Below are 23,026 nucleotides of genomic sequence, written 5' to 3'. Positions count from 1 at the left end.
GAATTAACCTTCCTTGTGGTAATAAATTAATGCAACGGTAACTTATCTTCTTTTTGATATAGCACAAGATCAAGAAAAGCTAACTGATTCGCATCAAGGTTATCGGCAAGTGCGTTGCGGATTGTCCATTTGGTTTCTTGCAAACTGACAAAGCGGGATTCGGAAAATAATAGCTGATTGATAATCAATTCCATGGTTTCTTCAGCAATAACTCCTAAAAGCATCAGGCGTGTTAGAAATTGATAGCTTGCTTTCGTGAGTTTTCTCTGCTCATCTACAGTAAATAAGCGCATGGCAGTTTTTTTTGCATCTCTGATGTAGATGGTGCGATCTTCCAGGCTTAGGTTCTCTCCTGTCTCTTGGCTATCATCAACACTCGTTTGACTTTCTTTCAACTGTGCCAAGCTTTTTTCAAAAAAACTCATTAATATTTCAAACAAACTATCTTTCATTACGCGCACCTCATGTAGCCACCAGGAACTGCTTTAATTGTCCCTTGTAATTCTAATGTAGCCAGGGAGCTGACTACCTCTTCAATGCCTAACCCACTTCGTGCAATGATTTGATCCACGCTCGTTATCTCGAAGCCAATGCACTTTACTAGGTTTTGGTTATCCGTGGCAAGGGATAGTGTTGGGTTAGCTTGTATGACTTGCTTACTATCCAGACCTAACTCGTCCATGACATCCTGAATTGAAGTCACTAACTTCGCTCCTTGCTGCAGAAGATAGTGACAGCCTCTGGCTTGAGGATTAAGAATCGATCCTGGTATAGCCAGGACGTCGCGATTTTGCTCCAGAGCCAGTCGTGCAGTGATCAATGAGCCACTCTTAATTGCCGACTCAACAACCAGGATGGCTAATGATAAACCACTTATTATACGATTTCTGCGTGGAAAATGTCCAGCTTTTGGGGGAGTTTTTAAAGGAAATTCGCTTAATAACAAGCCATTTTGCTGGATTTTATCAGCAAGAGCTCGATGTTGACGAGGATAAATTTGATCAATTCCTGTTCCCATGACCGCAATCGTTTTCCCCGTCGCTTCTAAACAGCCACCATGAGCTTGAGCATCAATTCCTAAGGCCAGACCACTAACAATGGTGAGTTGATGAGAAGCCAAACCAGAGGCAAAGCGCCATGCAGTTTCACTCCCCAGGATAGAGGGTTTACGGCTACCAACAATGGCGACAGTCGGCTGTTGTAAACAGGTGAGATCTCCACGTGCATAAAGCACGACTGGAGGATCATGAATTTCTTTCAGTAGACTTGGGTACAGAGGATCTTCCCAAGTGAGTACATACTGGTTACTCGTTTCCTGCCAGCATAAATCTGTTTCAATTTCATTCAATGAGAACTTAGTGATGGACTCAGCAAGTCGAGTTGATAGACCTTCCTTCTCTAGTTGCTGTTTTGACAACTTAAACATGTCTTCCAGTCGCGGCCAGCGTGCCCATAAATTGGCGATAGTGCGTGGACCAATAAAAGGAATTTTATTTAGTGCGATAAAATAAGGTTTGTTGTTCGTCAAAGTGAATAATCCATTAATTGGCAAGATAGGTCTGCCTATCAGTGAGAAGCATTAAGCGAAGTGTGTAACTTCTCCGAGATGTGGCATCTTGCGGTGGCACGAGGTATTGGGCAATAATATCACGCATCGTATGTTTTAAATAGATAAGTATGGCAATTCGTAAGATTCTCTATTTGCCTGATCCAAGATTGCGGCAAATCGCAAAACCTGTTGAACATTTTGATGAGAGCTTGCAAAGCTTGATCGATGATATGTTTGAAACCATGTATGGCGTCAATGGTGTCGGTTTGGCTGCTCCACAAATCGGTGTCAGTTTACGTTTGTCAGTTGTTGATGTTTTGGGAGACAAAACACAGCAACTTGTTTTGGCAAATCCGGAAATCGTAGCGTCTGAAGGACAGATGGAATATCAGGAAGGCTGTTTATCGGTGCCTGGTGCCTATGATACTGTCACTCGTGCGCAAAAAGTTACAATTCGTGCACAAGATCGTTTTGGCAAACCCTATGAAATGACGGCTGAAGGGCTTTTGGCCGAATGTTTTCAGCACGAAATAGATCATATGAATGGCAGACTATTTGTCGATTTGCTTTCACCCTTGAAGCGCGCAATGGCAAGAAGAAAGTTGGATAAATACAAACGGCAGAAAGCTCGGAAATAAGAAGCTCGCTGATTGTAATCCTTCTCACCCGCCGCGCTATGCGCGTCGACCTCCCCCACAAGGGGAGAGGCATTCCTTTTCTCTTGGTAGAGGAGCACATATATTTTTCCTCTCTCTTGTGGCAGAGGGTAGGGTGAGGGGGGATTAAGCTTGAGGAGCAAACTTTGAATATCGTATTTGCAGGAACGCCGGAATTTGGCCTGCCCTGTCTTAGAGCACTTGCAGCGTCCTCCCATCAATTGCTTGCGGTGTATACACAACCTGATAGACCCGCAGGACGCGGCCGTAAGTTACAACCTTCTGCGGTAAAAATGTGGGCAGTAAGCAAAAAATTATCCGTCTATCAACCGGTTAATTTTAAAAATGAGGATACTGTCAACGAACTCAAGGCGTTGCAACCTGATGTGATGGTGGTGATTGCCTATGGTTTGATTTTGCCTCCTCCCGTCTTATCAATACCGAAATTTGGCTGTGTCAATGTTCATGCTTCTTTACTACCCCGTTGGAGAGGAGCTTCGCCAATACAGCATGCCATACTTCATGGTGATACAGAAACGGGTGTAACCATCATGCAAATGGATGTTGGAATGGACACAGGAGCCAAACTGGCTGAAGCAAGCTGTCCTATTTTTGCTGATGATACGGCAGGGAGCTTGCATAATCGCTTGGCTGAACTCGCAGTGGCTCCACTATTAGCAACACTTGATGCTTTGGCCACTAATCGAGTGCAACCTGTACCCCAAGATGAAAGTCAAGTTACCTATGCCGGCAAAATCAACAAAGAAGATGCGGCAATTCATTGGTCTAAGTCAGCTAGCGAAATTCATAATCAAATCCGGGCTTTTAATCCCTGGCCTATTGCCTATACAGAGGTAGAGGGAGAAGTGATGAGAATTCATCGTGCTCACGTCGTGGAAACGACTTCCTCAGGCAAACCGGGAACTATTCTTTCTCTTGATAAAAAGGGAATGTTAGTGGCTACAGGTCAATACGCATTGATGATTGAGCATATCCAGTTTCCAGGTGGCAAGATAATGACGGTGGCGGACTGGTTAAATGCCAATCGTTCTCGTTTGCAGATTGGTTGCGTTTTAGAATGAAAAGCAATGATCGCTTACAGGCTTTATGGATACTTGGGACGGTTTTACAGGAAAAAGCTCCTTTGTCACATGCTCTGCAGGCGAGCAAAGACGTAACTCCCTTTACTAAAGAGCTGTGTTTTGGGGTTTGTCGTCATTATTTTCGTCTACAAGCAATTGCGGACCGGTTTCTTGATAAACGCCCAAAAGCTTTTGAAGTATGGTTAGTTCTGTTGATAGGCCTTTATCAATTGCATTTTATGCGAAAACCCGATTATGCCGTGGTTAAAGAAACAGTTGATCTGCTTGGTGCAATCAAAAAAAATTGGGCCAAAGGCTTGATCAATGCTGTGTTACGAACGTTTTGTCGTGAGCAACAGTCGATTTTGACTACCTTGGCAAATGATCAACGGTTTATTTATGGTCATCCTCAATGGTTTGTCCAACGCGTACAACAAGATTGGCCGCAGGATTGGCAAGATGTTTTACAAGCAAATGACAGCCATCCGCCGATGAGTCTGCGAATCAACCAGCGTTGTGCAGATAGAGAATTGTATTTGCAACGCTTAGAAAAAGCAGGCATACGAGCTTATCCTCATCGTTATTCTCCAGTTGGCCTCACGCTTGAAACGGCTTGTGAAGTGCAGACTTTGCCAGGTTTTGCGAATGGAGAAGTCTCTGTACAAGATGAATCGGCGCAATTGGCTGTCTCACTGTTAAATCTTCAGCCAGGATTAAGATTGTTGGATGCCTGTTGTGCTCCAGGCGGTAAAACTTGCCATATTCTTGAAGCGGAGCCGAATCTAGACGTTTGCATTGCTCTGGATGTTGATGAAAGACGTTTGCAGCGAGTCCAAGAGAATTTATCGCGCCTTCATTTGCAAGCCATGTTAATGAAAGGTGATGCACTTGAGCCGCATACGTGGTGGGATGGGAAACCTTTTGATCGAATTCTTCTTGATGCTCCTTGTTCGGCTACCGGGGTAATAAGGCGCCATCCTGATATCAAACTATTACGAACAGAGGCTGAAATTACCACAGTTGCTAACTTACAAGCCAATTTGCTAAAAAGTCTATGGGCATTATTGGCTCAAGGTGGGTTACTTATCTATGCAACTTGCTCTATTATGAAGGAAGAAAACGAAGAACAAATTGCCCGTTTTGTTGCTGCGCATGCTGAATGCACGTTTATAGATGAACAGCAACCTTGGGGACAAAATACCGGTCATGGTTGGCAAATATTACCCAAAGAAAAGGGCGGAGACGGATTTTTTTATAGCATTCTTAGGAAAGAGTAATCATGCAATTAAATTGGCCTCTCATCATCGTTATATGTTGTTTAGCTCTACCAGGAGTCATTATTGCAGTACCACGCCTTATTCGTCTTTTACTACCTGACAACAGTGAGCGGGTACAAAAACGAGTAAGTGGGCTTGCTATAGGACAAACCTTATTAATGGTCTTGATATTGACCATTGCAGGTAGCGTTTTGTCTTTACGAACAGGATTAAATGCGCCTGTATTGGAGAATTTGCTTCAAGGAAAACCTGTTTTGACTCTGATACAAAACATGGTACTACCCATTCTTCTTTGCACTATCGGAGGACTCGTTGTTTTCTTCGTTCTTTACTATGGTCTAGTAGCCAGTATTCTAGATGAGGCGACCTTCGCCATCATGCGCAAAGTGCGAACGGTACTTGCTCTTGATGGTTGCATGCTTTATGGGGGCGTGGTTGAAGAAATTATTGCTCGCTGGGGATTGATGAATGTTGTTGCTTTCTTTTCCATTCTGTTTTACGGGCAAAAAACGCCACTTAGCATCTGGATTGCTATCCTTTTAAGTGGTTTTTTAGTTGCTCTCGGGCAGTTGCCCGCCTATCTCGCTGCGGGTTGTCACTCAGGTCGCCGTTTTGTTTATAGTGTGTTGCTATTAAACATTTGGCAAGCCATTGTGTTTGGCTGGCTTTTTTGGCAATTTGGTCTCTTTGCTGCCATTGTTTCTCATATGCTTTTTCATGTGGGTTGGTTTCTTTACGATAAAACGTAAAAATTTTGTAAAAGCATATGCACTTAATGCTGGCTTAATTTTAATCAATTATCGTTAAGCTTTCAGTATCTTTAAGTTGTATTTTATGTCTGCAAAATTATATGAGGTTGATCCATTGACTGAGAGCGTTGATGATTATCATACAAAAACTGAGGTGATTAATTTTCACAAACAAATGAAGGCCATGGCCCTTCAAGGGGATGCTGTTGCAGCCTATCGATTGGCAAGAGACTTTCCCCAAAATTCTGATGATTACTTAAAGTGGTTAAAGAAAGCGGCAGACAGTGGTCTCACCAATGCCAAGCTCGATTTGGCAATTTCTTTGGCACAGTCGAAGTCAGTCAGCAAACTGCAGCAAGCTGCGGATTATTTCGTCCAGGTTTTACGTTCTAAGGATAGGTTTATCAAAGACCAGGCTGAGGATTTCCTAAGCCAAAATCGTTCATTATTTGCTGAGGTTACAAGGCAGATGAATGGTAATAAAATTACATCATCCTCCAATCACTTTTTCGCACCTGACCCTGCACGGGTTGAAGACAATAATCAAGTCCTGGCAGCATTAAAAGTCAAGTAATCCATAGGTGATTTCTCGATCTTATGAAACAATAAGATAACATTACTTATTATTCGTTTTCATGAGGATGCAATACAAATTACTTCCTATCGAATGGCTACAGCCCGGTAAATATCAACCTCGCAAACAATTTGCCACAGAAAATATACAGGAATTAGCTCATTCCATTGCTACTCAGGGATTGATTGAACCGTTGGTGGTTAGGGAGATCGCAAAAAACAGCTTCGAGATCGTTGCTGGCGAGCGACGTTGGCGAGCGGCCATGATCGCTGGACTTGCGGAGCTACCTTGTTTAGTCACTGACTATTCGGATGAACAGGCTGCTGCCGTTACACTCATTGAAAATATTCAACGTGAAGATTTAAATCCCATCGAAGAGGCCAATGGTTATCGACGTTTGATTGATGAATTTCACTTCCAACAAGATGAAATTGCTGCCTTGGTAGGAAAATCGCGTAGTCATATTGCTAACATTTTACGCTTATTAATGCTATGTGAGCCTGTGCAAGACTGCATAAAAGAAGGCAGGTTATCCATGGGCCATGCAAAGATATTGGTAGGGTTGACAACAAAACAACAAATTACTCTAGCAAAGCAAAGTGAAGAAAATGAATGGTCAGTGCGTTACCTGGAAAAAAAAGTCAAGGAAATCAAAACAGGGGAACAGCAACCATTAAATGCTCATCGTGATCGTGATGTCGAACGTTTAGAAGCAATAATAGCAGAACAAATAGGAGCACCCGTGCAAATTATTGCCAATGATAACAACGGTGGACTGTTGCAAATAAAATTTTTTGATAATGATACGCTCGCAGGACTTCTGGACCGCATGGGCTTGCGATATGATTAGCATTTATTTAGCCCACAGATGTTAAACATGAAGGAAGACAAATTGATGAAAAGGATGTTGTCAGGTACAGTGTTAACGTTACTCATTGCATCTTCTCATGCCAGCTTGCGAAGCGGCGCTGATCAGTTAATCAATCAAGTTTCCCCAACGCTGAACATTGGGGTCGAAGTCATTGATTTGACCACAGGTGCTATACTTTATCGACGCAATGAAAACCGAACGTTTGTTCCGGCTAGCAATATGAAATTATTTTCAGATGCAGCTGCGTTGATGGTTTTAGGCCCCGATTACCGCTTTAAAAACCAATTGAGTACCAATGCGCCTCAATTACAACAAGGAACGTTGAAAGGATCACTCTATCTTCACCTTTCAGGGGATCCCTCATTTAATCATAAGCGACTGGCAACTCTTTTATCTGGATTAAAAACCTGGCATGTCAGTCGTATTCAAGGGAATGTGTATATTGATAGCAGTCATGCCGCAATTGATCCATATCCTCCGGGTTGGATGGCTGAAGATTTGAAGTATAGCTATGGTGCCCCCCTGGCCCCGGTGATGATAGATACCAACCGCTTAACGGTCACGGTTAATCCATCAGGTAGGGTGGATGAGCCAGCCATCGTTGAAACAAACGATGCGAGTGGTAGTATTGTTATAGACAACCAGGTTAAAACCAAAGCGAAAGGCAGTCGTTGTGGTGTTGGTTTTTCCTTGGATCAAGAAAATCATTTGACTGTGCGTGGTTGTGTCAATGTTGGCCAATGGGCAGTTCAACAACAAATGGCTATTCGTAATCCTCTTGCCTATGCCCAAGGCTTGATCAAACGTCAATTGGCTGAATCGAATATTGTCCTCGAAGGCAATGTCTTATTAGGGCGTGCACCTTCTGGATCATTATTAATTGCCAGCGAATCGTCTAAACCGATATCGCAATTGATGGCTGATACACTAAAGCCGTCTGATAATCTGTATGCTGACAGCCTCTTTTTGCATGCAGCGGAAAAATTACACGGTTCACCAGTAAATTGGGCAGGAGCTCAACCTATCGTAAAAAATTTCATTCAGCAGCAGACAGGGATTCAATTGCAGAGCGCGGTGCTAACCGATGGTTCTGGTTTATCTCGTCATGACTTAATCACACCAAGTCAAACGGCTTCTCTTCTACGCTTTCTCTATCATCGGTTCCCGCTTTCTTATGAATATATTGCTGCTTTACCCGTTTCTGGGCGCGACGGCACGTTGCAACGCCGTTTTAAGAAACCTACTCAGCAGGATTTTGTGCGCGCTAAAACGGGTACCATGAGAGGAATAGTGAGCCTGTCAGGTTATTTATATACTGCAAATGCGCATACATTAGCTTTTGCCATCTTCATTAACCATGTTCGTGGTACGAAGCCTGCGGTTTCTGGTAAATATCGTTATGTCGTGGATGCACTTTGTACCTATTTTCTGCAACAAAAACCCGGTGCGAATACTTGGGCCAAGGTTTTTTCTCCCCATGGGCGGCTGAAGTTTCAACAAAATCCTACCCAAGCAGAAGTGCAACGAGGGAGACAGGCTCGTTGGCGACGTTTGGAAACCGTTGTGAAGGCGGCGCTTAAAGGCCAAGCGGTGACCGTTATTTATCGTGGAAATGAGTTAATACTCAAAGATAATCAACCTGATGTGAGTCGAGTGTTAGTTGCATTAAAAAACCTAAGGAATAAATATCCCTTCGCAGTAGCATTAGCCTCAAAAACGATGCCTGGAGGTATAGGTGTGAAACCTTTGGTGTTATGGATTGAAGCAACGGTACCTTCTAATGATAATAGTCAGCGCATCTGGACGATTCGTGAGGCAGCTGCATAAGATGTCATCCCCGCATAAAAAGCGGGGATCTATAAATTTATCGTAGTTAGCGAATGCTTATGAACAACACCCCAATAAAAATAAAGATCCCTCCGACAATGACGGAAGTGTCAACATGATTTTCGCCAAATAAAAGCCAGGTAAACAAAATAATAAATAGCGGATAAGTTAATTCAATGGTTCCTGCAAAGGTAGCGTCTTTGAGTTGTATGGAATAGACAATAAAAAAACTCGCAACGATAACAATGACAACCTCAAGTGAGGTTAGCCAAAAAACGCTGGGTTGATGAAGCAGAATGTCTAGATCTTTTTTGAAGGTAGTGAAGTAGGAGAGTAAAGAAAACACAATAGCGCCTAGCAACATTTCTAGTGCTAATAACGTGATCGGTGAAATACTGCGAAGCACTTTTTCTGCAAGCGAGTAATTTAAACCCCATAAAACGGCAGCCACAATAGCAAAGATTAGCCACATAGATTTCTCCAAAATGGTTGTTGCATGAATGCCCGCTTTCTCCCCTCACCCGCCGCGCTATGCGCGTCGGCCTCTCCCACAAGGGGAGAGGTACTAAACTCTCCCTACATAAGGTAGAGTGCTAAAATTTTCTCCCTCCCCCCTTGTGGGAGAGGGCAGGGTGAGGGATATTTATTGTACAGGAAAATCAAAATAAGTATGTGGGTAAGGTTCATTTCGCAGCCTAAAATGCCACCACTCTTCTTTATAGGGTACAAAACCATAGCGTAGCATGAGATTGCGCAATAGGAGCCGATTCGCTTTCTGCTCCTCTGTGAGATCTTGATAATTCGTATGAGCACTGACATCAAAGCAGTCAAAGCGAGTCCCAGTATCAATGGAGTCATCATCAATATAGGCTGGTGTTTTCCCATAACATGTTGCCGATTTTTCTATGTTCCCCCTATTATTCTTGCCTAGTTTAATCAGCGTTAAGTCAACTGTGCTGCCACGGCTGTGACCCGAGGCTTTCGCGATATAGCCTTTGGCAAATAAAGTATTTTTTTCTTCTCGAGGGTAGAAGGCTGCTTTCATTTTATTATCTCTTGGGACTTGGCTCCATCGATAAAATGCGTTTACTGCTCGTTGTGGACGATAACAATCATAAATCTTTAAACCATAGCCCATAGCCCTTGCCTTTTTCTCAACATTTGCCAATTGCTTGGCCGCTGCCAAGGTCAGGATACAGCGGTTGATCTTGTAGCCAGGAATAGGGTGTCCGACAAAATTATTGGAACCAGCATAGCGCATGTCTTCGATGATATTCGGGGCTACTTCATCTAAATAGACAAAACCTTTGGGCAGGCTGTAAGCCGTTGTAAAGCCAAATAAAAGTAAAATAAAATAGCGGTGCATAATGAACGTGAATGGGTGAAAATATGATCATACCTGCTTTATCCCAGAAATTTCCACCCTATTTACGCATTAATGCGCACCACCCACTCCACTGGTTTTACTATCACTACTGACGGGTACTGCTTCCTTAAGTTGTTTAGCTTTTTCTTCCTTCTCATGGATGACTGCCACACATTGCCCCAGGAGTTTGTGGTCTTGTTCTGCGGGTGGTACATATCGCAGGTAGTCATCAATCGCTTGTTTTCTTAAGGAGATCTCAAACTCTTTATATTCCTGCTGTCCTTCTCTTAAATTAAATTTTTTCACAAACCAGTCATGAAGAGCCGTTTTGAAATTTGCGTAGTAACAGATCGGTGCTTTGAAAAATTTGCAGACTAATGATTTTGATGGATCGTTTTCACTGTGAAAAGTTGTATGTGTGATTTCTGGTAATTGCTTGAAAATCAGATCCCTGGCTTGTTCTTCATCCACATATTGCGCTTGCTCCAATAATCTTAAGACCTTTTGAATGTCATCTTTTTCTGCTTTAAAGCGCAAGGTTCTAACAGGAATGGCTCTATCATCAGCTGTTTTTTCAGCCCATGGACCACGTTCAGCTATGCTCAAGACCATGTCTGGGCCCTGTTTCTCGATTGCCACCCCAACGACATGAGCCTCCCAGCCTGAGTGTGTCAACAAAGGCTGACCAGCGAGTAAACTACCAGTGACCTCATCAATTTTATTGGCGACGTCGCTGATTGGCAGGAAATGGTCCAAAAGATTAATAATTTCGTGATAGCCTTTTTGCTTGCTTTCTTCGCGGCTCATGGCGAATTGACTTAATGTTTGTTGTAGGAAAGGAATAACGTTTTTAGGGAAGTTTCCTGATCCAACGTATTCATTGGTTTGTTTAGGCGGCTCAATAAGTTTTTGCACGCCAAATACAAAATAGAGTTGTTGCTTTGCGAAAAAACTTCTCAAGGATTTTTCATCGATTTGAAATCTCGGTGGCACTTGGCTGTTAAATTCGCTGATCTTTTCATGAGGAACTCTTGGTGAACCAAAATAAATCGTTTCAAGATTTCTGATAGGTGTGCGTCCATACTTATCAAGTAAATCGAGTCGACCTCCCAAAGCGTAGAGCTTTTCCGCAAGCACGATATTTTTATCACGTAATACACGATGCATGATGGTCATGTTGTTTTTGTCTGTTAAGTTAAGGTGAGTAGTATTTAATGCGCCTGTCTCTACTAGTTTTTCAATAGTAGCGAATGACGCGAGATGCAAAAACGATTGTCCTTGATTATTACGTGCAGTGGCATCAACTCCCAGAGCTAGTAGAGTCGCTAGCGTGTCAGCATCGCCTTGCCTTGCAAGTAGGTGAAGACAGGTATTGCCATTATCATTTTTTATTGTCAGAGCTTGCTTTGGAATTAAACCGCTTTGAATTAATGTGAGTTGATCTGGATGATATTCTGCAAGTTCATGAATCCAACTGTTGCCTTGCTCATTTAAAATAGGCTCTACATTTGGGAACGTGGATAAAAGTAACGTTAACAACTCCAAGTTGCCGTACCTTGCAGCAAAGTGGAGTGGGGTATCGCCATTGACATCCTGACTCTCCAAACTTGCGCTAATAAGTTCACGGGTTGTTTCTTCTTTAAGCATCTTTTCTACAAAAGGAACGCTGTCGTTGTGTAAGGCAAGTTCATGCAGCCAGGTATTGGTTTTATCATAGTTGGCAAAGTCAATAAAATCGGGGGTATTTTTTGCAAGAAACAACGCTAGGATATCGAAATGGCCTAGTCTTGCTGCAAGAGATAAAGGTGTATCCTTGATTTCACCAACTAGGGTTGTCTTGTAGAGCATTTCTCCGCGCAATAGTCCTTCATCATTAATTTCCTGGATAAAATAGGGGTTGTATTTAGCCGCTTGATAAAGTGGGGATGGGTGGCCGTGATATTTTGTAAGGGGTGTTTCAAGTTTCAGCAAGACTTTATCTGCCGTTTTGCTTTTTTGCTCCCAGGGGGTTTCACCATAAATGTTGGTCTTATCCCAGAACTCACCATTTTTATCATGCTGATAGCAAATTCTGATACAATCCTCAATCAAATCAGCTTCACCAGCGCGGACAATCTTATGGAGCAACGTATCACCGTCTGGATCAGGCGCCATGATGTGTTCAAACGTAAGAATGTTTTTTTGCGTCAGTGCTCTTAGCCAGTCATAATGTTTTTTTCTTGCGGCGATGTGAAGAGGGGTATAACCTGCGGGGTCTTTTTCTAATAGTAACTTAGGATCGGTTAAATCCACTAATACCGCTGGATTATCCTGTTCAGCGCCCTCGAATAGCTTCTCTTTCATAGGAACTGCCAAATCATCTACATCTGATTATAATAATAGCTGATTGCATATATTGCCGACAGGCCATGTAAAAAATAGATGCTCTTGAAGTTTATATTTAATCAAATGGAGTACGTACGCGGGCTTGGTCCCTTGACCAACATAAAAAATATTGATTTTTGTTCATATAATCCTCTTTTTTGACAAAAATGATTTAAAATCATGTACTTATTTCACATGTCCTATTTTATCAGGTGTGTATTTTTTTGACAAAGTCATTGGGCTTAACGTCTGCTTAAGCATTCTTTATATATAATTAATTAATTCAGATCATAGAGACTTTGTCATGCCAAGAGAACATACCGAACTATTTCAACAATTAATACAAAAGAAAGAAAAAGAGTTCCAGCTTGATCCAGCGAATGTTAAAGCACAGCTACAAAGCGGCGCAATGAATTATGAGACAATGAGTGATTTATTGCGTGAAACCAATGATGCACAATTTGGCATTGTTTCAACATTAAACGATAAAAATGAATGGGTTAGAGATGCAACGCATGCCATTCCTCTTGAGCAGCGGATGTCCCATGATGCGCCTGTAATTGATGCAAATAATACCTTATTACGTTGCTTATCGCGATTGCGCCCTATTGATTTTGCTATTGGCAAAAAACTTGGCGAAGATGGTCAAACCATTCAAGCCGATATAAAAGAGCAATTTAGCAAATTAAGTGAGGAGATTTTGCAGATTGCGCAAGATAGCAATAAATCTGACCAGCAAAAGCAAACAGAAATCAATCAGAAAGAACAAGAATTTAATACATTCCTCATAGAAAAATTGCATGAAGCCAATTTAACGAAAGGATGTGAAACATCCGAAGATGCAGAAAAATTACTTTTTCACTATCGTAATTTATCCAGCGTATTAACGCCTGCACGCACGATGATCACGCTAACCTATGATAAACAAGCACAGGTTTTGCAGCGCGAAACGCAATACCCTGTAACTGAAAAAACGCCTGAGCAAAAGGAAGCCATTAAGCAATTAAAAACCGTAACGCCTTACCCATTTAAGGAAGATAAAAATTCGCATACCGTAAATAATATTGCAACCCAAGAAGCCGATAGCTTATTTGCCGACTTGATTGGCAGAGATGACACCGCTTTGCCGGCTCAGGCACGTAAAACGCATTTGGCAGGAGCAAAAAATGCCTTTATCGTTAAAAACGAGTTAATAGAAATCAAAGATGAAGCAATTCTTGATGATCCTGAAGCGCTTGATGGACTAACAGCTGAAACGGACGATGATGTACTTTGGTTAGCAAGAATGGGGTCTCCCGCTTATGTTGGTAAAGGAGAGGGTAGCGAAGCGATTCAAACCCATACGCGTGAAGATTTTGATCAGGTGCGTAAGGAAGCAGCCACAAGAATGGGCAAAGACTCTGACTCATTGACTCTGCATGTCACAACCTTGAATACCGTCAGTCCGCTTGAGAAGCAATCCACAATCATTGAGCACGTTTATAAAGCAACAAAAGAACGCGAAGATAGAGAAGATAAAGTTTCTTATGTGCCAACCAATCCTGATGGAACATTTCGCGCATTAAGTGTAGCAGAAGGGCTTGATTTCGATGGTGAAGCGCAACCCTGGGGCATAGCTCCTCTGCAAAAAGCAACCCGGCTTGAAAGTGTTTCTAAAGTGGTGTTGGCAGCCAGCCGAACAGCAAACACGCTGAGTGTCGTTCATTGCGCCAGTGGTCAAGATAGAACGGGAACCGCGGTTGAAAAATCAATCCAGGAATGGATGAAAAAACGTTATGAAGTAAAAGGATTGACTACTCCGGATACTCCTACGAATATTGAGACAATGCGTGCAGAGGGTGGTAATGCCGCTGAAATCACCACACACCATGTGCATGGTTCACCTGGCATGAAGACCGACTCCGTTGCTGATAATTTATTCGGCAGTAAAGGAACATTTAGTCCACGAGTTACTCAAGAGTTGTATCGTAAAAGTGCTAAAACCAATAAGGAAAATAAAGTTGGCAAGGTTGATTTTCTTAAAAAGCCTAGTGAGCTGGCAATAAAAGAGTTCAATGAGAATCTTGAGCAATTTAATGCAAGTTTGAAAGAAGTACCCAACAATACCCCTAAAGAAAAGACATTGATTGCAAAAGGCAATGAGCTTTTGGTGCAAGTGGATAATCTCACAAAGGGTGACCCAAAATCTCTAGACTCTCGAAGCCTAAGTGATTTGAGTTTGGTATTAGCCACTGCTAACAAAGGCTTAACAGAATCACATAATGCGGAAAAATCGAAAGCCAATGTCAAGCAATTGGCGTCTTTGGCAAATCATGTGTCTGGTAAATCCTCACCCGGTTGGAAAGCATTAGGTGTAGGATTATTGGTATTTGCCTGTGCAGTCCTGGTCGTTGGTGGGGTTTTGGCAGCGATTCCTTCAGGTGGTAGTAGTTTATTGCTTGCAGTACTTGGTGCAGCCAAATTGGGAGTGCTTGCATCAGGAGCGATTGCGGGAGGGGCTGTTGCGACATCAGCTGCGGCTGGCACAGGTTTCACATTGTTTGGACGTGAAAAAGGACTAGCTAAATCCGTAAGTGGTTTCAAGACAGCACTTCAGGACGAAAATGCGCCTAAAACAGACACTACTGAAGAAGATAATAAAAAACCGAAATCTCTCTGATTGGTTTCAGCGATGTAGTTGGATGAAGTCCGAAGGACCTCCTCACCCGGATTTCACTTCGTTCAGCAATTAATCGATCCTCTCGTGGGATGCTGGATATGGCCAATCGCCTCGGGTAATTGCAAAAAAAATGATAAAGGTAGAGAGAATCAACAGAATATGATACAGGTCGTTATCATAACGATACTCAACCGGTACTTCATAGCCTAAAAGCATATTTGTTCCTTCCCGCAAGGCGATCCAAATAATATTGGAAGCGATGACTGCAATGAAACCAACACGCGCCAATCCTTTCGAATAGATAGCAGCTAACGAATAAATAAAGATGACTGAAAGCGCGATAAATAAAAAACTATCTTGTGTGATATTAAAATACGTGAATGCTAAGGAAATAAAAATAACAACGATGCGTATGCTATCAGAAACATCCATGGCCTGAATTAGGCAATAATTTAAAAAAACCACCCCTAAGCCAATTGCAATCCATAGATGACCAACATATGGCTGTCCGTAGGCATAATGAACCCAAACGCCTAGTACCTTCAACACAAAAATCATCAGGAAAAAAACAACGATAAAGTTAGTGAATTTCTTGTTACCTTTTATCCACTGAAAAGCGGCGATTAAAAAATAGAAAAGAAGAAAAACAGCATGTAGGGCGTTGGTCAATGCATTTGTTGTAATTGCATTCATTATGTTGACTCTGATTCCCTGTTAGGTTTTATCCCCACAAGGCTAGCAATTCAACAGCAATCGTAGCCTTATGGAGCATTTCGCACCCCGTTTGCTAATAATATTCAACGCTTGTTGTGGTGACATCGACAGGCTCAGTGTCAACAACACTGACAGAATCATAAACGACTGGGGTAGTCACTACCGTTGATGGACAGCAACTCGATGATGTAACCACCGGTACAGCCGGACAACATGCTGAGGTAGTTGTTACCACACCAGGACAACAACGTTTGACAACCCGCTTGGTGACCACCGGTGTAGTGACGACACGAGTTGTAACCACTGGAGTAACACTGACTTGCTTATATTCAACAAGCTCAGTATTGGTATAACCACAAGCTGTCAAAATGACTGACATAGGTACTAACGCTATCCGTTTCATAATTACCTCTAGTCTTGCTCAGGTAGATAAATTGTAGAATATTTGTACAGTTTCTGCCAGTCGGTGGATCTTGGTTGTCATTCAATTCCTTCAATTTGCTTGTTTTTTATGAGGGCATTTAACTATACTGATGCCCACTATTGCAGCTGAGATGGCATAACAGGATCATAAGCGTAAGGAACAGGGTGTGGAAAATGCTAGATAGAGCAAGTGTAGTTGACGAACAATTTATAAAGCGTGTCAAGGATGCTGATTTCCCGCGGATGAAAACACCGACCTCGCCTGCGGATGTAGGGATGGATAAAAAGACTGCTATCGAACTCTTTGATTCACAGATCAAATCGCGGCTGTTGGATCTCATTGCGCGTCAATTGAAAGAAAAAGCTTTATCTTATTACACCATTGGCAGCAGTGGTCATGAAGGCAACGTTGTTTTTGGTAAAGTCTTTAAAATCAGTGATATGGCTTTTCTGCATTATCGCAGTGGGGCTTTTTATTTGCAGCGTGCAAAGCAATTAGCAGGTTGTGATGGTGTCAAAGATATTCTACTTTCCTTAGTTGCTGCGGCTGATGACCCCATTGCCGGAGGACGTCACAAAGTATTTGGTAGCGTACCTTTAAATATACCGCCACAAACGTCTACCATTGCTTCTCATTTGCCCAAGGCATTAGGCGCAGCATTATCAATTACACGCGCAAAAGAATTGGCCATTAACAGCAAACTACCTGTTGATGCAGTGATTTTGTGTTCCTTTGGCGATGCGTCAACAAACCATGCGTCGGCTCAAACCACTTTAAATGCATGCTCATGGATTGCAACACAAGGTTATCCCTTACCGCTGATTTTTATTTGTGAAGACAATGGCATAGGTATCTCAGTACCTACTCCAGCAAACTGGGTAGAAGACTCAATAAAGGGACGTCCAGGATTACACTATATGACTTGCGATGGGTTAAACATTGCAGATACCTATCGACAAGCACTTCAGGCTGAATATTTGGCCAGAATTAAAAAACAACCAGTGTTTTTGCACATGAAATGCGTGCGTTTGCTAGGTCATGCAGGTTCAGATATTGAGTCTCAATATAGTTCTCAAGCCGAAATTGAAGCACGGGAGTCTCAAGACCCTTTATTGTATACAGCCGGTCTACTTTATCGTGAAGGATGGATGAGCATACAGGCAATGATCGATCTCTACCAAGCTAACCATGCTCTTATTGAAGCCAAAGCGATGGAAGTTATTCATCTACCTAAAATGAGTAGTGCTAAAGAAGTCATGTCTTCTTTGCTGCCCAAAATACGTAATAAACGCAGTTATTTGCCTGCAGATGAAGCGAGGCGCAAAGAGGTTTTTGGCAGCAGTTATAATCAATTGGCGATGAAACGCAATCTTTGCCAGCAAATTAATTTCGCCTTAACTGATCTGATGATGCAATACCCAAATATGTTGCTTTTCGGAGAAGATATAGGGAAAAAAGGTGGAGTATATCGTGTTACAGCTGATCTGCAAAGTCGCTTTGGCCAACGTCGTGTTTTTGATTCTATACTGGATGAGACAACCATTTTAGGCACGGCTATTGGCTTGGCGCATAATGGCTTTCTACCGGTCCCAGAAATTCAGTTTTTAGCTTATTTGCATAATGCAGAAGATCAATTACGTGGAGAAGCCTCTACCCTATCTTTTTTCTCCAATGGACAATACCAAAACCCTATGGTTATTCGCATTGCTGCTTTGGCCTATCAGAAAGGTTTTGGCGGTCATTTCCACAATGATAATTCCATTGCTGTTCTTAGGGATTTGCCAGGAGTTGTTGTTGCTTGTCCGTCCAATGGTCCTGATGCGGCCATGATGCTGCGTACTTGCATGCGCTTAGCTCATCAAGAGGGACGTGTTGTGGTCTTTTTAGAGCCTATCGCTTTATACATGACCAAAGATCTCCATGAGGCTTCCGATAACGGTTGGTTATTCGAATATCCATCCCCTGATAAGACGATTGAGCTCGGTGAAGTTGGTGTGTTTGGCGAAGGTGATACCGTGATTTTGAGCTATGCTAATGGTTATTATTTGTCCAGGCAGGCTGCAAAAGTTTTACAAGAGAAATATAACATCGCTGTGAAATTAGTCGATTTACGCTGGTTAAGTCCTATACCTGCAGAAGCGATACTGAGTGAGATCGCTAAGGCAAAGCGCGTGTTAATCGTGGATGAAGGGCGTCAAAGTGGTTCGGTGAGTGAAGGTTTAATGGCTTTCTTGATGGAAAATGCTCCTCCTCGTTTGAAAATAAAACGTATCACCGGTGAAGACTGCTTTATTCCATTAGGGACTGCTTGGCAGTATTTGTTGCCTAGTCGTGACAGTATTGTCGCTGCTGTTTTGGCATTGCATTCAGTTAAAAGGGAGAAAGAACGTGGACGATTTGTTATTTCTTGACGAACAATTACACGAAGATGAGCGCATGATTCGCGATAGTGTTTCGCGTTTTGTTAGTCAGGATGTCGTACCTTTAATGGCGGAAGCTTTTGAACATGCTGAGTTTCCAAGAGAATTTATAAAAAAATCTGCTGACTTGGGTATATTGGGCTTAACTCTGCCTTCTGAATATGGAGGGGCAGAAGCCTCTTATGTTGCCTACGGTTTGGTGTGCCAAGAATTAGAACGGGGTGATAGTGGATTGCGTAGTTTTGTGTCAGTACAAAGCTCGTTATGCATGTACCCTATATTTCGTTATGGTAGTGAGGAGCAAAAGAAGCGCTTTTTGCCAGCCATGGCTGCCGGTGAAATCATCGGCTGTTTTGGGCTGACTGAACCTGATTCAGGCTCTGATCCAGCCAGCATGCGGACCAGCGCCAAAAAGGTCAATGGTGGTTGGCGTTTAAATGGTGCAAAAATGTGGATCACCAATGCACCCATAGCTGACATTGCTATTGTATGGGCAAAGACAGAGACAGGCATTCGCGGCTTTATTGTTGAAAAGGAGTTTAAGGGTTTTCATGCCCCAGAAATTAAGCAGAAGATGTCTTTACGTGCCTCACTAACAGGTGAGCTCGTGTTAGAAGATGTTTTTGTACCTGATGAGAATCTTTTACCTGCCAGTGATAAAGGTTTAGGTGCCGCATTAAGCTGTCTAAGTCAGGCTCGATATGGCATTGCCTGGGGAGCAATGGGCGCTGCCATGGCTTGTTTTGACATCACTCGAGACTACTTGCTAGAACGCAAACAATTTGACAAGCCCCTCGCTTCTTTCCAACTCATTCAAAAAGATTTGGCAGACATGTATACCGAAATTATCAAAGCACAATGTCTTAATTTACAAATCGGCCGTTTAAAGGATGAGCAGCGAGACACCCCAGTGATGATCTCCTTGGCAAAAGGCAATGCTTGCCGTGAGGCTTTAAAAATTGCTCGCGCTTGCCGCAACCTGCTAGGGGGAAATGGTATTAGTCTTGAGTACCATGTCATTCGACATATGCTTAATTTAGAATCTGTGTTCACCTATGAGGGTACGGATAACGTACATACTCTAGTGCTTGGTCGACATATTACTGGAGTCAATGCATTTGGTTGATTTTCGAGACTGTTCATTTAATTGAGTCATTCCCGCGTAGGAGGGAATCCATTCTAGTATGAGGCTTCCATCAGGATGGAATCCCCGCCTACGCGGAGATGATACGCACTCGTTTGATGAGTGACATGATGTTTAAATTTTGACTATAAAGTGCTAATATCGACATCCTTTGCTTTGGTAGGATGTCTAATGAAAAAGACCTGGTTTATTCTTTGTGGTGCTATTTTGGTAGTAACTCAAGCTATTGCTGCAACAAAGACAGTTCTCTTTAGCCCTTATGCCGATCTTACCATTAATGCCCATTGGGATTCGCAAACGCAAAGTATGCAGCCTATGGATTTAGCAAAAATTGCTATAACCAATGGCATCAAGGCTTATCACTTAGCGTTTATTACCGATAGTGGTAGTTGTCAGCCGGCTTGGGGTGCTCAAGCCACTTATGGCTTGGATAGCGGCTTCGGAAAACACTTAACTGATCAGCTTGTCCAAAATGGCGTTGATGTCGCTGTTTCTTTTGGTGGTGCAAATGGGACAGATATTTCATTCAATTGCGACAAAAGCAAATTAACCACTATCTTTGAACAAGTGGTAAATACCTATCAAGCCAAATCTTTGGATTTTGATATTGAAAATGGTACAGCGGATGTCCCAAAGTTGATGCAAGCGTTGCAGGCATTCCAAAAAAAGAATCCTAAAATCAAATTAAGTTTTACCTTGCCGGTTATGCCTGAGGGATTAACGTTCCAAGGAAAACAAATCTTAAATGCCGCCAAAGATGCTGGACTCAATTATCAAGTTAACATCATGGCTATGGACTACGGTCCTGCTTATCCAGGCGACATGGGACAGTATGCCATTCAAGCTGCAACCGCTTTATATGACAATTTGAAAGCATTGTACCCTGAGAAAGCACCAGAGGCTTTATGGCAACAAATTATCGTTACTCCGATGATTGGTGTTAACGACGTCAACAGCGAGCAATTTACCTTGCAAAATACCGATGCTTTAACACAATTTGCACAAACGAAACAGTTAGGTGGCTTGGCAATGTGGTCGATAGCCAGAGACAGACCTTGCGCTGATAAATGGGCAAGCCCAGTTTGTAGTGGTAATAACTCGCAGACGACAGAATATGAGTTTGTGAGACATTTCCTTAATAATCTGTCTTCATAAGCACAATGAGCTATCCTAGATAGAAGAAAGGATGCTTGTTATTTAAATTCAGACAAGTTATTATTCCGCATCCAAATCGGGGCGTAGCGCAGCCTGGTAGCGTACTAGCATGGGGTGCTAGTGGTCGAAGGTTCAAATCCTTCCGTCCCGACCAGTTTCTAGAGGTCTATTCCGGGGACATGGGTTACAAATTATACCGGAGACATAGGTAACACACTTTAGGCCCAAAAGGATTGGGTAAAGGTTCCAATTTACATGTCTGCTCATCAAAATACTTCGGCTCATCCCCAATCCGGGGCTTTCATCAAGACATGTTGGCAGTTAAAGACGGACTAAGATTCACTTGCTGGTGTAGCGCCGTTATAAAATCACTTACAGTACGAACTGTTTTGCCATCCAATAACTTATCTGCCAGGCCTTGCTTTACAAAGGCTCTAATAGAGTCACCTAATTTACCCTTACGTAAGGTTGATAAATGCGATAAAAGATCGGCTGGTTTTTCTTTTAAAGCGTCTTTAAGCGCCGCAATAGCTTCTTTCATTTCTGAATCGCTTTTGGAAAAAGCAAAAATGCCGTATTTATATTCTTTATTTAATATATCCTCAAGAGCTAGAGTGCTATTTACAAAAGAAACAACATTCTCATTAATAGCTAAATTGTCTTGATGCACTTCTGTAACAGTCTTTATTAATCGGAGTTTTTCAACATTGGGGTCGTCTGACTTTAAAATTTTTAGTTTATCTAGTTCCTTATTTTTATTTATTTGATCTTCAATCCACTTTACAGTTACTTTGGTTATATCATCGCTGTTCAAGATGACATCAATACAAAGATCATATATTGGTGATTCTTCTGCAAAAGATGCAGGAGAAGCTAGTAATATTTTTCTTATAGCCTGACGATATGCATTATTTAGATAATCAATGAGTTCCCTTTCATTAATTAGATTCTCTTTAGTGTGAGATTTTTGAATAAATTTAAAGGGATCATAATAACCATGAACAGTATGTAATCTCGGCACAATAATACCTCAAAAATAGATTTACTTCATAATCGCTTATTTACCGAATTACCTCAAATATCTTTGGATAAGAAAGTTGAATAAGATAGGCAGATTAAAATTGCGAAGTTAGCTAGTGTAGCCTGTTTGCCAAGCAAACGGGCTACCTCTCTGATCCATTAGGAATTTGTATACATCACATAAGAATGATCTATTTCGTTTATAAACAAATAGATGTTAACATTGTTTTGTTTAAGTAACTTTCATATTGTATTCAAAAATACCAAATTGCCGTTGTGATTTTACCACACTATGGAGTTTCTATGTTTTTTATGTATAACACGCTAAAACCAAAATTTAATCAACAATATAAAAAAGAATCTTCAAAGATTTCAAATAACGAAGCTCTGAGTTTATGGTCCTCTTGCTTAGCTCAGGGAAAACTTTACTATAAAAAGAACCAGTGTTTAACAGCCTTAAGTGAGTTGCTAATTCTCCTTCCTCCTGAAGAAAAAATTCACTGCAATGTGTTGCTTGAAGATATAATAGAATATTGGAAAAACTCAAATGACCACACCCTTGTTCGTAACCTAAAAGCACGCATGAGGACCATAGAAGAAATAAATAATGATAAGCTCTATATTGATGAAATCAAATCAAAAAACGAGAGAAGCGTTTATTATGGTTTAGCTTGTTTTCTTACAAGTGTTATTTTAATTGTATTAGTCTTGGCTCTTTTTCCGCCATCAATTGCTCCAATTGCAGCTATTATGACGTTCTTGGTCATGATTTTGACACTATCTCATTTTTCCCGTGAATGTAATAGGAATGAACGCTTTATTGATGGGCAACAATTTGCAGAAATTAAGGATTTTCTGATCTTTATAGGATTTAAAAACGACGAGTTTGTAAATTCAGAAGACACGCACTCCCCCTCTAACTATGGTTTTTTTTCCCCGAATAAAGATGACTCTACTTTTTCCTCTGACCCCAGATTCCCCGGCACAGGTTATCGATTAGGGGGTAAAATTTGAGCTAGTGTAGCTGTTGCAAACAGGATTTCTTATTCCTCTCTAGATGAATCCTGTTTGCCAAGCAACGAGGCTACCTCGCTAGTTACCTAGAAATGATATAGGCAAAGATAAGCCCTGCCCCCATTAATATGAGCTTAAATTTTATGGGAAACGATTTAAAT

The 23,026-nt window shown here is 41.8% G+C and carries 20 protein-coding genes and 1 tRNA gene; 13 read left to right on the top strand and 8 right to left on the bottom strand.

Annotated features, from left to right (window positions below):
- Nucleotides 1-26: 26 nt before the first annotated feature.
- Both CKV79_RS11855 and dprA read right to left on the bottom strand, forming a co-directional pair.
- On the bottom strand, nucleotides 27-452 hold the full coding sequence (locus CKV79_RS11855) for a DUF494 family protein (RefSeq protein WP_028372588.1): 426 nt from the start codon (nucleotides 450-452) through the stop codon (nucleotides 27-29).
- A complete protein-coding gene (gene dprA / locus CKV79_RS11850) occupies nucleotides 452-1,528 on the bottom strand; it encodes a DNA-processing protein DprA (protein ID WP_028372587.1) in 1,077 nt (358 codons plus the stop codon). The genes CKV79_RS11855 and dprA overlap by 1 nt, the downstream gene beginning before the upstream one ends.
- Nucleotides 1,529-1,677: 149 nt before the next feature.
- On the opposite strand from dprA, the gene def reads away from it, so the two are divergent.
- The 7 genes from def to dacB all read left to right on the top strand — a co-directional run bounded on the left by def (nucleotide 1,678) and on the right by dacB (nucleotide 8,585).
- Nucleotides 1,678-2,187, top strand: coding sequence for a peptide deformylase (gene def / locus CKV79_RS11845; RefSeq protein ID WP_028372586.1), 510 nt, complete (start codon nucleotides 1,678-1,680; stop codon nucleotides 2,185-2,187).
- Nucleotides 2,188-2,351: 164 nt separating this feature from the next.
- The gene (fmt, locus tag CKV79_RS11840; protein WP_081778033.1) at nucleotides 2,352-3,287 is read left to right on the top strand and encodes a methionyl-tRNA formyltransferase; all 936 of its coding nucleotides are present in this window, start codon (nucleotides 2,352-2,354) and stop codon (nucleotides 3,285-3,287) included.
- Nucleotides 3,284-4,564: a 16S rRNA (cytosine(967)-C(5))-methyltransferase RsmB gene (rsmB, locus tag CKV79_RS11835; protein ID WP_028372584.1), complete on the top strand. Its 1,281-nt coding sequence runs from the start codon at nucleotides 3,284-3,286 to the stop codon at nucleotides 4,562-4,564. Before fmt ends, rsmB begins: the two co-directional genes overlap by 4 nt.
- Before the next feature lie 2 nt (nucleotides 4,565-4,566).
- Nucleotides 4,567-5,313 carry a CPBP family intramembrane metalloprotease gene (locus CKV79_RS11830; protein ID WP_028372583.1) on the top strand — a complete coding sequence of 249 codons (747 nt, stop codon included), beginning with the start codon at nucleotides 4,567-4,569 and terminating at the stop codon, nucleotides 5,311-5,313.
- Nucleotides 5,314-5,398: 85 nt separating this feature from the next.
- Nucleotides 5,399-5,887: an SEL1-like repeat protein gene (locus tag CKV79_RS11825; RefSeq protein ID WP_028372582.1), complete on the top strand. Its 489-nt coding sequence runs from the start codon at nucleotides 5,399-5,401 to the stop codon at nucleotides 5,885-5,887.
- Nucleotides 5,888-5,948: 61 nt separating this feature from the next.
- A complete protein-coding gene (locus CKV79_RS11820) occupies nucleotides 5,949-6,737 on the top strand; it encodes a ParB/RepB/Spo0J family partition protein (RefSeq protein WP_028372581.1) in 789 nt (262 codons plus the stop codon).
- Nucleotides 6,738-6,782: 45 nt separating this feature from the next.
- Nucleotides 6,783-8,585: a D-alanyl-D-alanine carboxypeptidase/D-alanyl-D-alanine endopeptidase gene (gene dacB, locus CKV79_RS11815; RefSeq protein ID WP_028372580.1), complete on the top strand. Its 1,803-nt coding sequence runs from the start codon at nucleotides 6,783-6,785 to the stop codon at nucleotides 8,583-8,585.
- A 46-nt stretch (nucleotides 8,586-8,631) separates the two neighbouring features.
- Here dacB and CKV79_RS11810 read toward each other — a convergent pair whose 3' ends face one another.
- From CKV79_RS11810 to CKV79_RS11800, 3 genes are all read right to left on the bottom strand, one after another.
- Nucleotides 8,632-9,057, bottom strand: a complete 426-nt coding sequence (locus tag CKV79_RS11810; RefSeq protein ID WP_028372579.1) for a DMT family transporter — start codon at nucleotides 9,055-9,057, stop codon at nucleotides 8,632-8,634.
- Nucleotides 9,058-9,228: 171 nt separating this feature from the next.
- On the bottom strand, nucleotides 9,229-9,951 hold the full coding sequence (locus tag CKV79_RS11805) for a M15 family metallopeptidase (protein WP_028372578.1): 723 nt from the start codon (nucleotides 9,949-9,951) through the stop codon (nucleotides 9,229-9,231).
- A 69-nt stretch (nucleotides 9,952-10,020) separates the two neighbouring features.
- Nucleotides 10,021-12,294, bottom strand: a complete 2,274-nt coding sequence (locus CKV79_RS11800) for an ankyrin repeat domain-containing protein (RefSeq protein ID WP_028372577.1) — start codon at nucleotides 12,292-12,294, stop codon at nucleotides 10,021-10,023.
- 325 nt (nucleotides 12,295-12,619) lie between these two features.
- Between CKV79_RS11800 and CKV79_RS13940 the strand changes: the two genes are divergently transcribed.
- Nucleotides 12,620-14,974, top strand: coding sequence for a hypothetical protein (locus CKV79_RS13940; protein WP_065236358.1), 2,355 nt, complete (start codon nucleotides 12,620-12,622; stop codon nucleotides 14,972-14,974).
- Between the two features lie 69 nt (nucleotides 14,975-15,043).
- Here CKV79_RS13940 and CKV79_RS11790 read toward each other — a convergent pair whose 3' ends face one another.
- Both CKV79_RS11790 and CKV79_RS13845 read right to left on the bottom strand, forming a co-directional pair.
- Entirely contained in the window at nucleotides 15,044-15,667 is a 624-nt protein-coding gene (locus CKV79_RS11790; RefSeq protein ID WP_035915039.1) for a hypothetical protein, read from the bottom strand.
- A gap of 94 nt (nucleotides 15,668-15,761) precedes the next feature.
- Nucleotides 15,762-16,091, bottom strand: coding sequence for a hypothetical protein (locus CKV79_RS13845; RefSeq protein WP_131796051.1), 330 nt, complete (start codon nucleotides 16,089-16,091; stop codon nucleotides 15,762-15,764).
- Between the two features lie 194 nt (nucleotides 16,092-16,285).
- Between CKV79_RS13845 and CKV79_RS11785 the strand changes: the two genes are divergently transcribed.
- From CKV79_RS11785 to CKV79_RS11770, 4 genes are all read left to right on the top strand, one after another.
- Nucleotides 16,286-18,523, top strand: coding sequence for a thiamine pyrophosphate-dependent enzyme (locus tag CKV79_RS11785; RefSeq protein WP_028372575.1), 2,238 nt, complete (start codon nucleotides 16,286-16,288; stop codon nucleotides 18,521-18,523).
- Nucleotides 18,501-19,658 (top strand): acyl-CoA dehydrogenase family protein, encoded by a 1,158-nt coding sequence (locus CKV79_RS11780; protein ID WP_028372574.1) that lies wholly within the window; start codon nucleotides 18,501-18,503, stop codon nucleotides 19,656-19,658. The genes CKV79_RS11785 and CKV79_RS11780 overlap by 23 nt, the downstream gene beginning before the upstream one ends.
- A 189-nt stretch (nucleotides 19,659-19,847) precedes the next feature.
- On the top strand, nucleotides 19,848-20,831 hold the full coding sequence (locus tag CKV79_RS11775) for a chitinase (protein WP_028372573.1): 984 nt from the start codon (nucleotides 19,848-19,850) through the stop codon (nucleotides 20,829-20,831).
- Nucleotides 20,832-20,908: 77 nt separating this feature from the next.
- A tRNA-Pro gene (locus tag CKV79_RS11770) sits at nucleotides 20,909-20,985 on the top strand.
- A gap of 150 nt (nucleotides 20,986-21,135) precedes the next feature.
- Here the strand turns inward: CKV79_RS11770 and CKV79_RS11765 are convergent.
- Nucleotides 21,136-21,852, bottom strand: a complete 717-nt coding sequence (locus CKV79_RS11765) for a hypothetical protein (protein ID WP_028372572.1) — start codon at nucleotides 21,850-21,852, stop codon at nucleotides 21,136-21,138.
- 302 nt (nucleotides 21,853-22,154) lie between these two features.
- Here CKV79_RS11765 and CKV79_RS11760 point away from each other — a divergent pair, with 302 nt between their 5' ends.
- The gene (locus CKV79_RS11760) at nucleotides 22,155-22,865 is read left to right on the top strand and encodes a hypothetical protein (protein ID WP_028372571.1); all 711 of its coding nucleotides are present in this window, start codon (nucleotides 22,155-22,157) and stop codon (nucleotides 22,863-22,865) included.
- The last annotated feature ends 161 nt before the right edge of the window (nucleotides 22,866-23,026 follow it).

The sequence above is a fragment of the Legionella lansingensis genome, from assembly GCF_900187355.1.
GTDB lineage: Bacteria > Pseudomonadota > Gammaproteobacteria > Legionellales > Legionellaceae > Tatlockia > Tatlockia lansingensis.
Note: the sequence above shows the minus strand (reverse complement) of the source record. Positions and strands in the feature narration are given on the sequence as shown.

What these genes read in the sequence shown, in the direction of transcription:
- CKV79_RS11855 (WP_028372588.1), bottom strand. Translation starts at nt 452, where the DNA reads ATGAAAGATAGTTTGTTTGAAATATTAATGAGTTTTTTTGAAAAAAGC.
- def (WP_028372586.1), top strand. Translation starts at nt 1,678, where the DNA reads ATGGCAATTCGTAAGATTCTCTATTTGCCTGATCCAAGATTGCGGCAA.
- rsmB (WP_028372584.1), top strand. Translation starts at nt 3,284, where the DNA reads ATGAAAAGCAATGATCGCTTACAGGCTTTATGGATACTTGGGACGGTT.
- CKV79_RS11830 (WP_028372583.1), top strand. Translation starts at nt 4,567, where the DNA reads ATGCAATTAAATTGGCCTCTCATCATCGTTATATGTTGTTTAGCTCTA.
- CKV79_RS11825 (WP_028372582.1), top strand. Translation starts at nt 5,399, where the DNA reads ATGTCTGCAAAATTATATGAGGTTGATCCATTGACTGAGAGCGTTGAT.
- CKV79_RS11820 (WP_028372581.1), top strand. Translation starts at nt 5,949, where the DNA reads ATGAGGATGCAATACAAATTACTTCCTATCGAATGGCTACAGCCCGGT.
- dacB (WP_028372580.1), top strand. Translation starts at nt 6,783, where the DNA reads ATGAAAAGGATGTTGTCAGGTACAGTGTTAACGTTACTCATTGCATCT.
- CKV79_RS11810 (WP_028372579.1), bottom strand. Translation starts at nt 9,057, where the DNA reads ATGTGGCTAATCTTTGCTATTGTGGCTGCCGTTTTATGGGGTTTAAAT.
- CKV79_RS11805 (WP_028372578.1), bottom strand. Translation starts at nt 9,951, where the DNA reads ATGCACCGCTATTTTATTTTACTTTTATTTGGCTTTACAACGGCTTAC.
- CKV79_RS11800 (WP_028372577.1), bottom strand. Translation starts at nt 12,294, where the DNA reads ATGAAAGAGAAGCTATTCGAGGGCGCTGAACAGGATAATCCAGCGGTA.
- CKV79_RS13940 (WP_065236358.1), top strand. Translation starts at nt 12,620, where the DNA reads ATGCCAAGAGAACATACCGAACTATTTCAACAATTAATACAAAAGAAA.
- CKV79_RS11790 (WP_035915039.1), bottom strand. Translation starts at nt 15,667, where the DNA reads ATGAATGCAATTACAACAAATGCATTGACCAACGCCCTACATGCTGTT.
- CKV79_RS13845 (WP_131796051.1), bottom strand. Translation starts at nt 16,091, where the DNA reads ATGAAACGGATAGCGTTAGTACCTATGTCAGTCATTTTGACAGCTTGT.
- CKV79_RS11785 (WP_028372575.1), top strand. Translation starts at nt 16,286, where the DNA reads ATGCTAGATAGAGCAAGTGTAGTTGACGAACAATTTATAAAGCGTGTC.
- CKV79_RS11775 (WP_028372573.1), top strand. Translation starts at nt 19,848, where the DNA reads ATGAAAAAGACCTGGTTTATTCTTTGTGGTGCTATTTTGGTAGTAACT.
- CKV79_RS11760 (WP_028372571.1), top strand. Translation starts at nt 22,155, where the DNA reads ATGTTTTTTATGTATAACACGCTAAAACCAAAATTTAATCAACAATAT.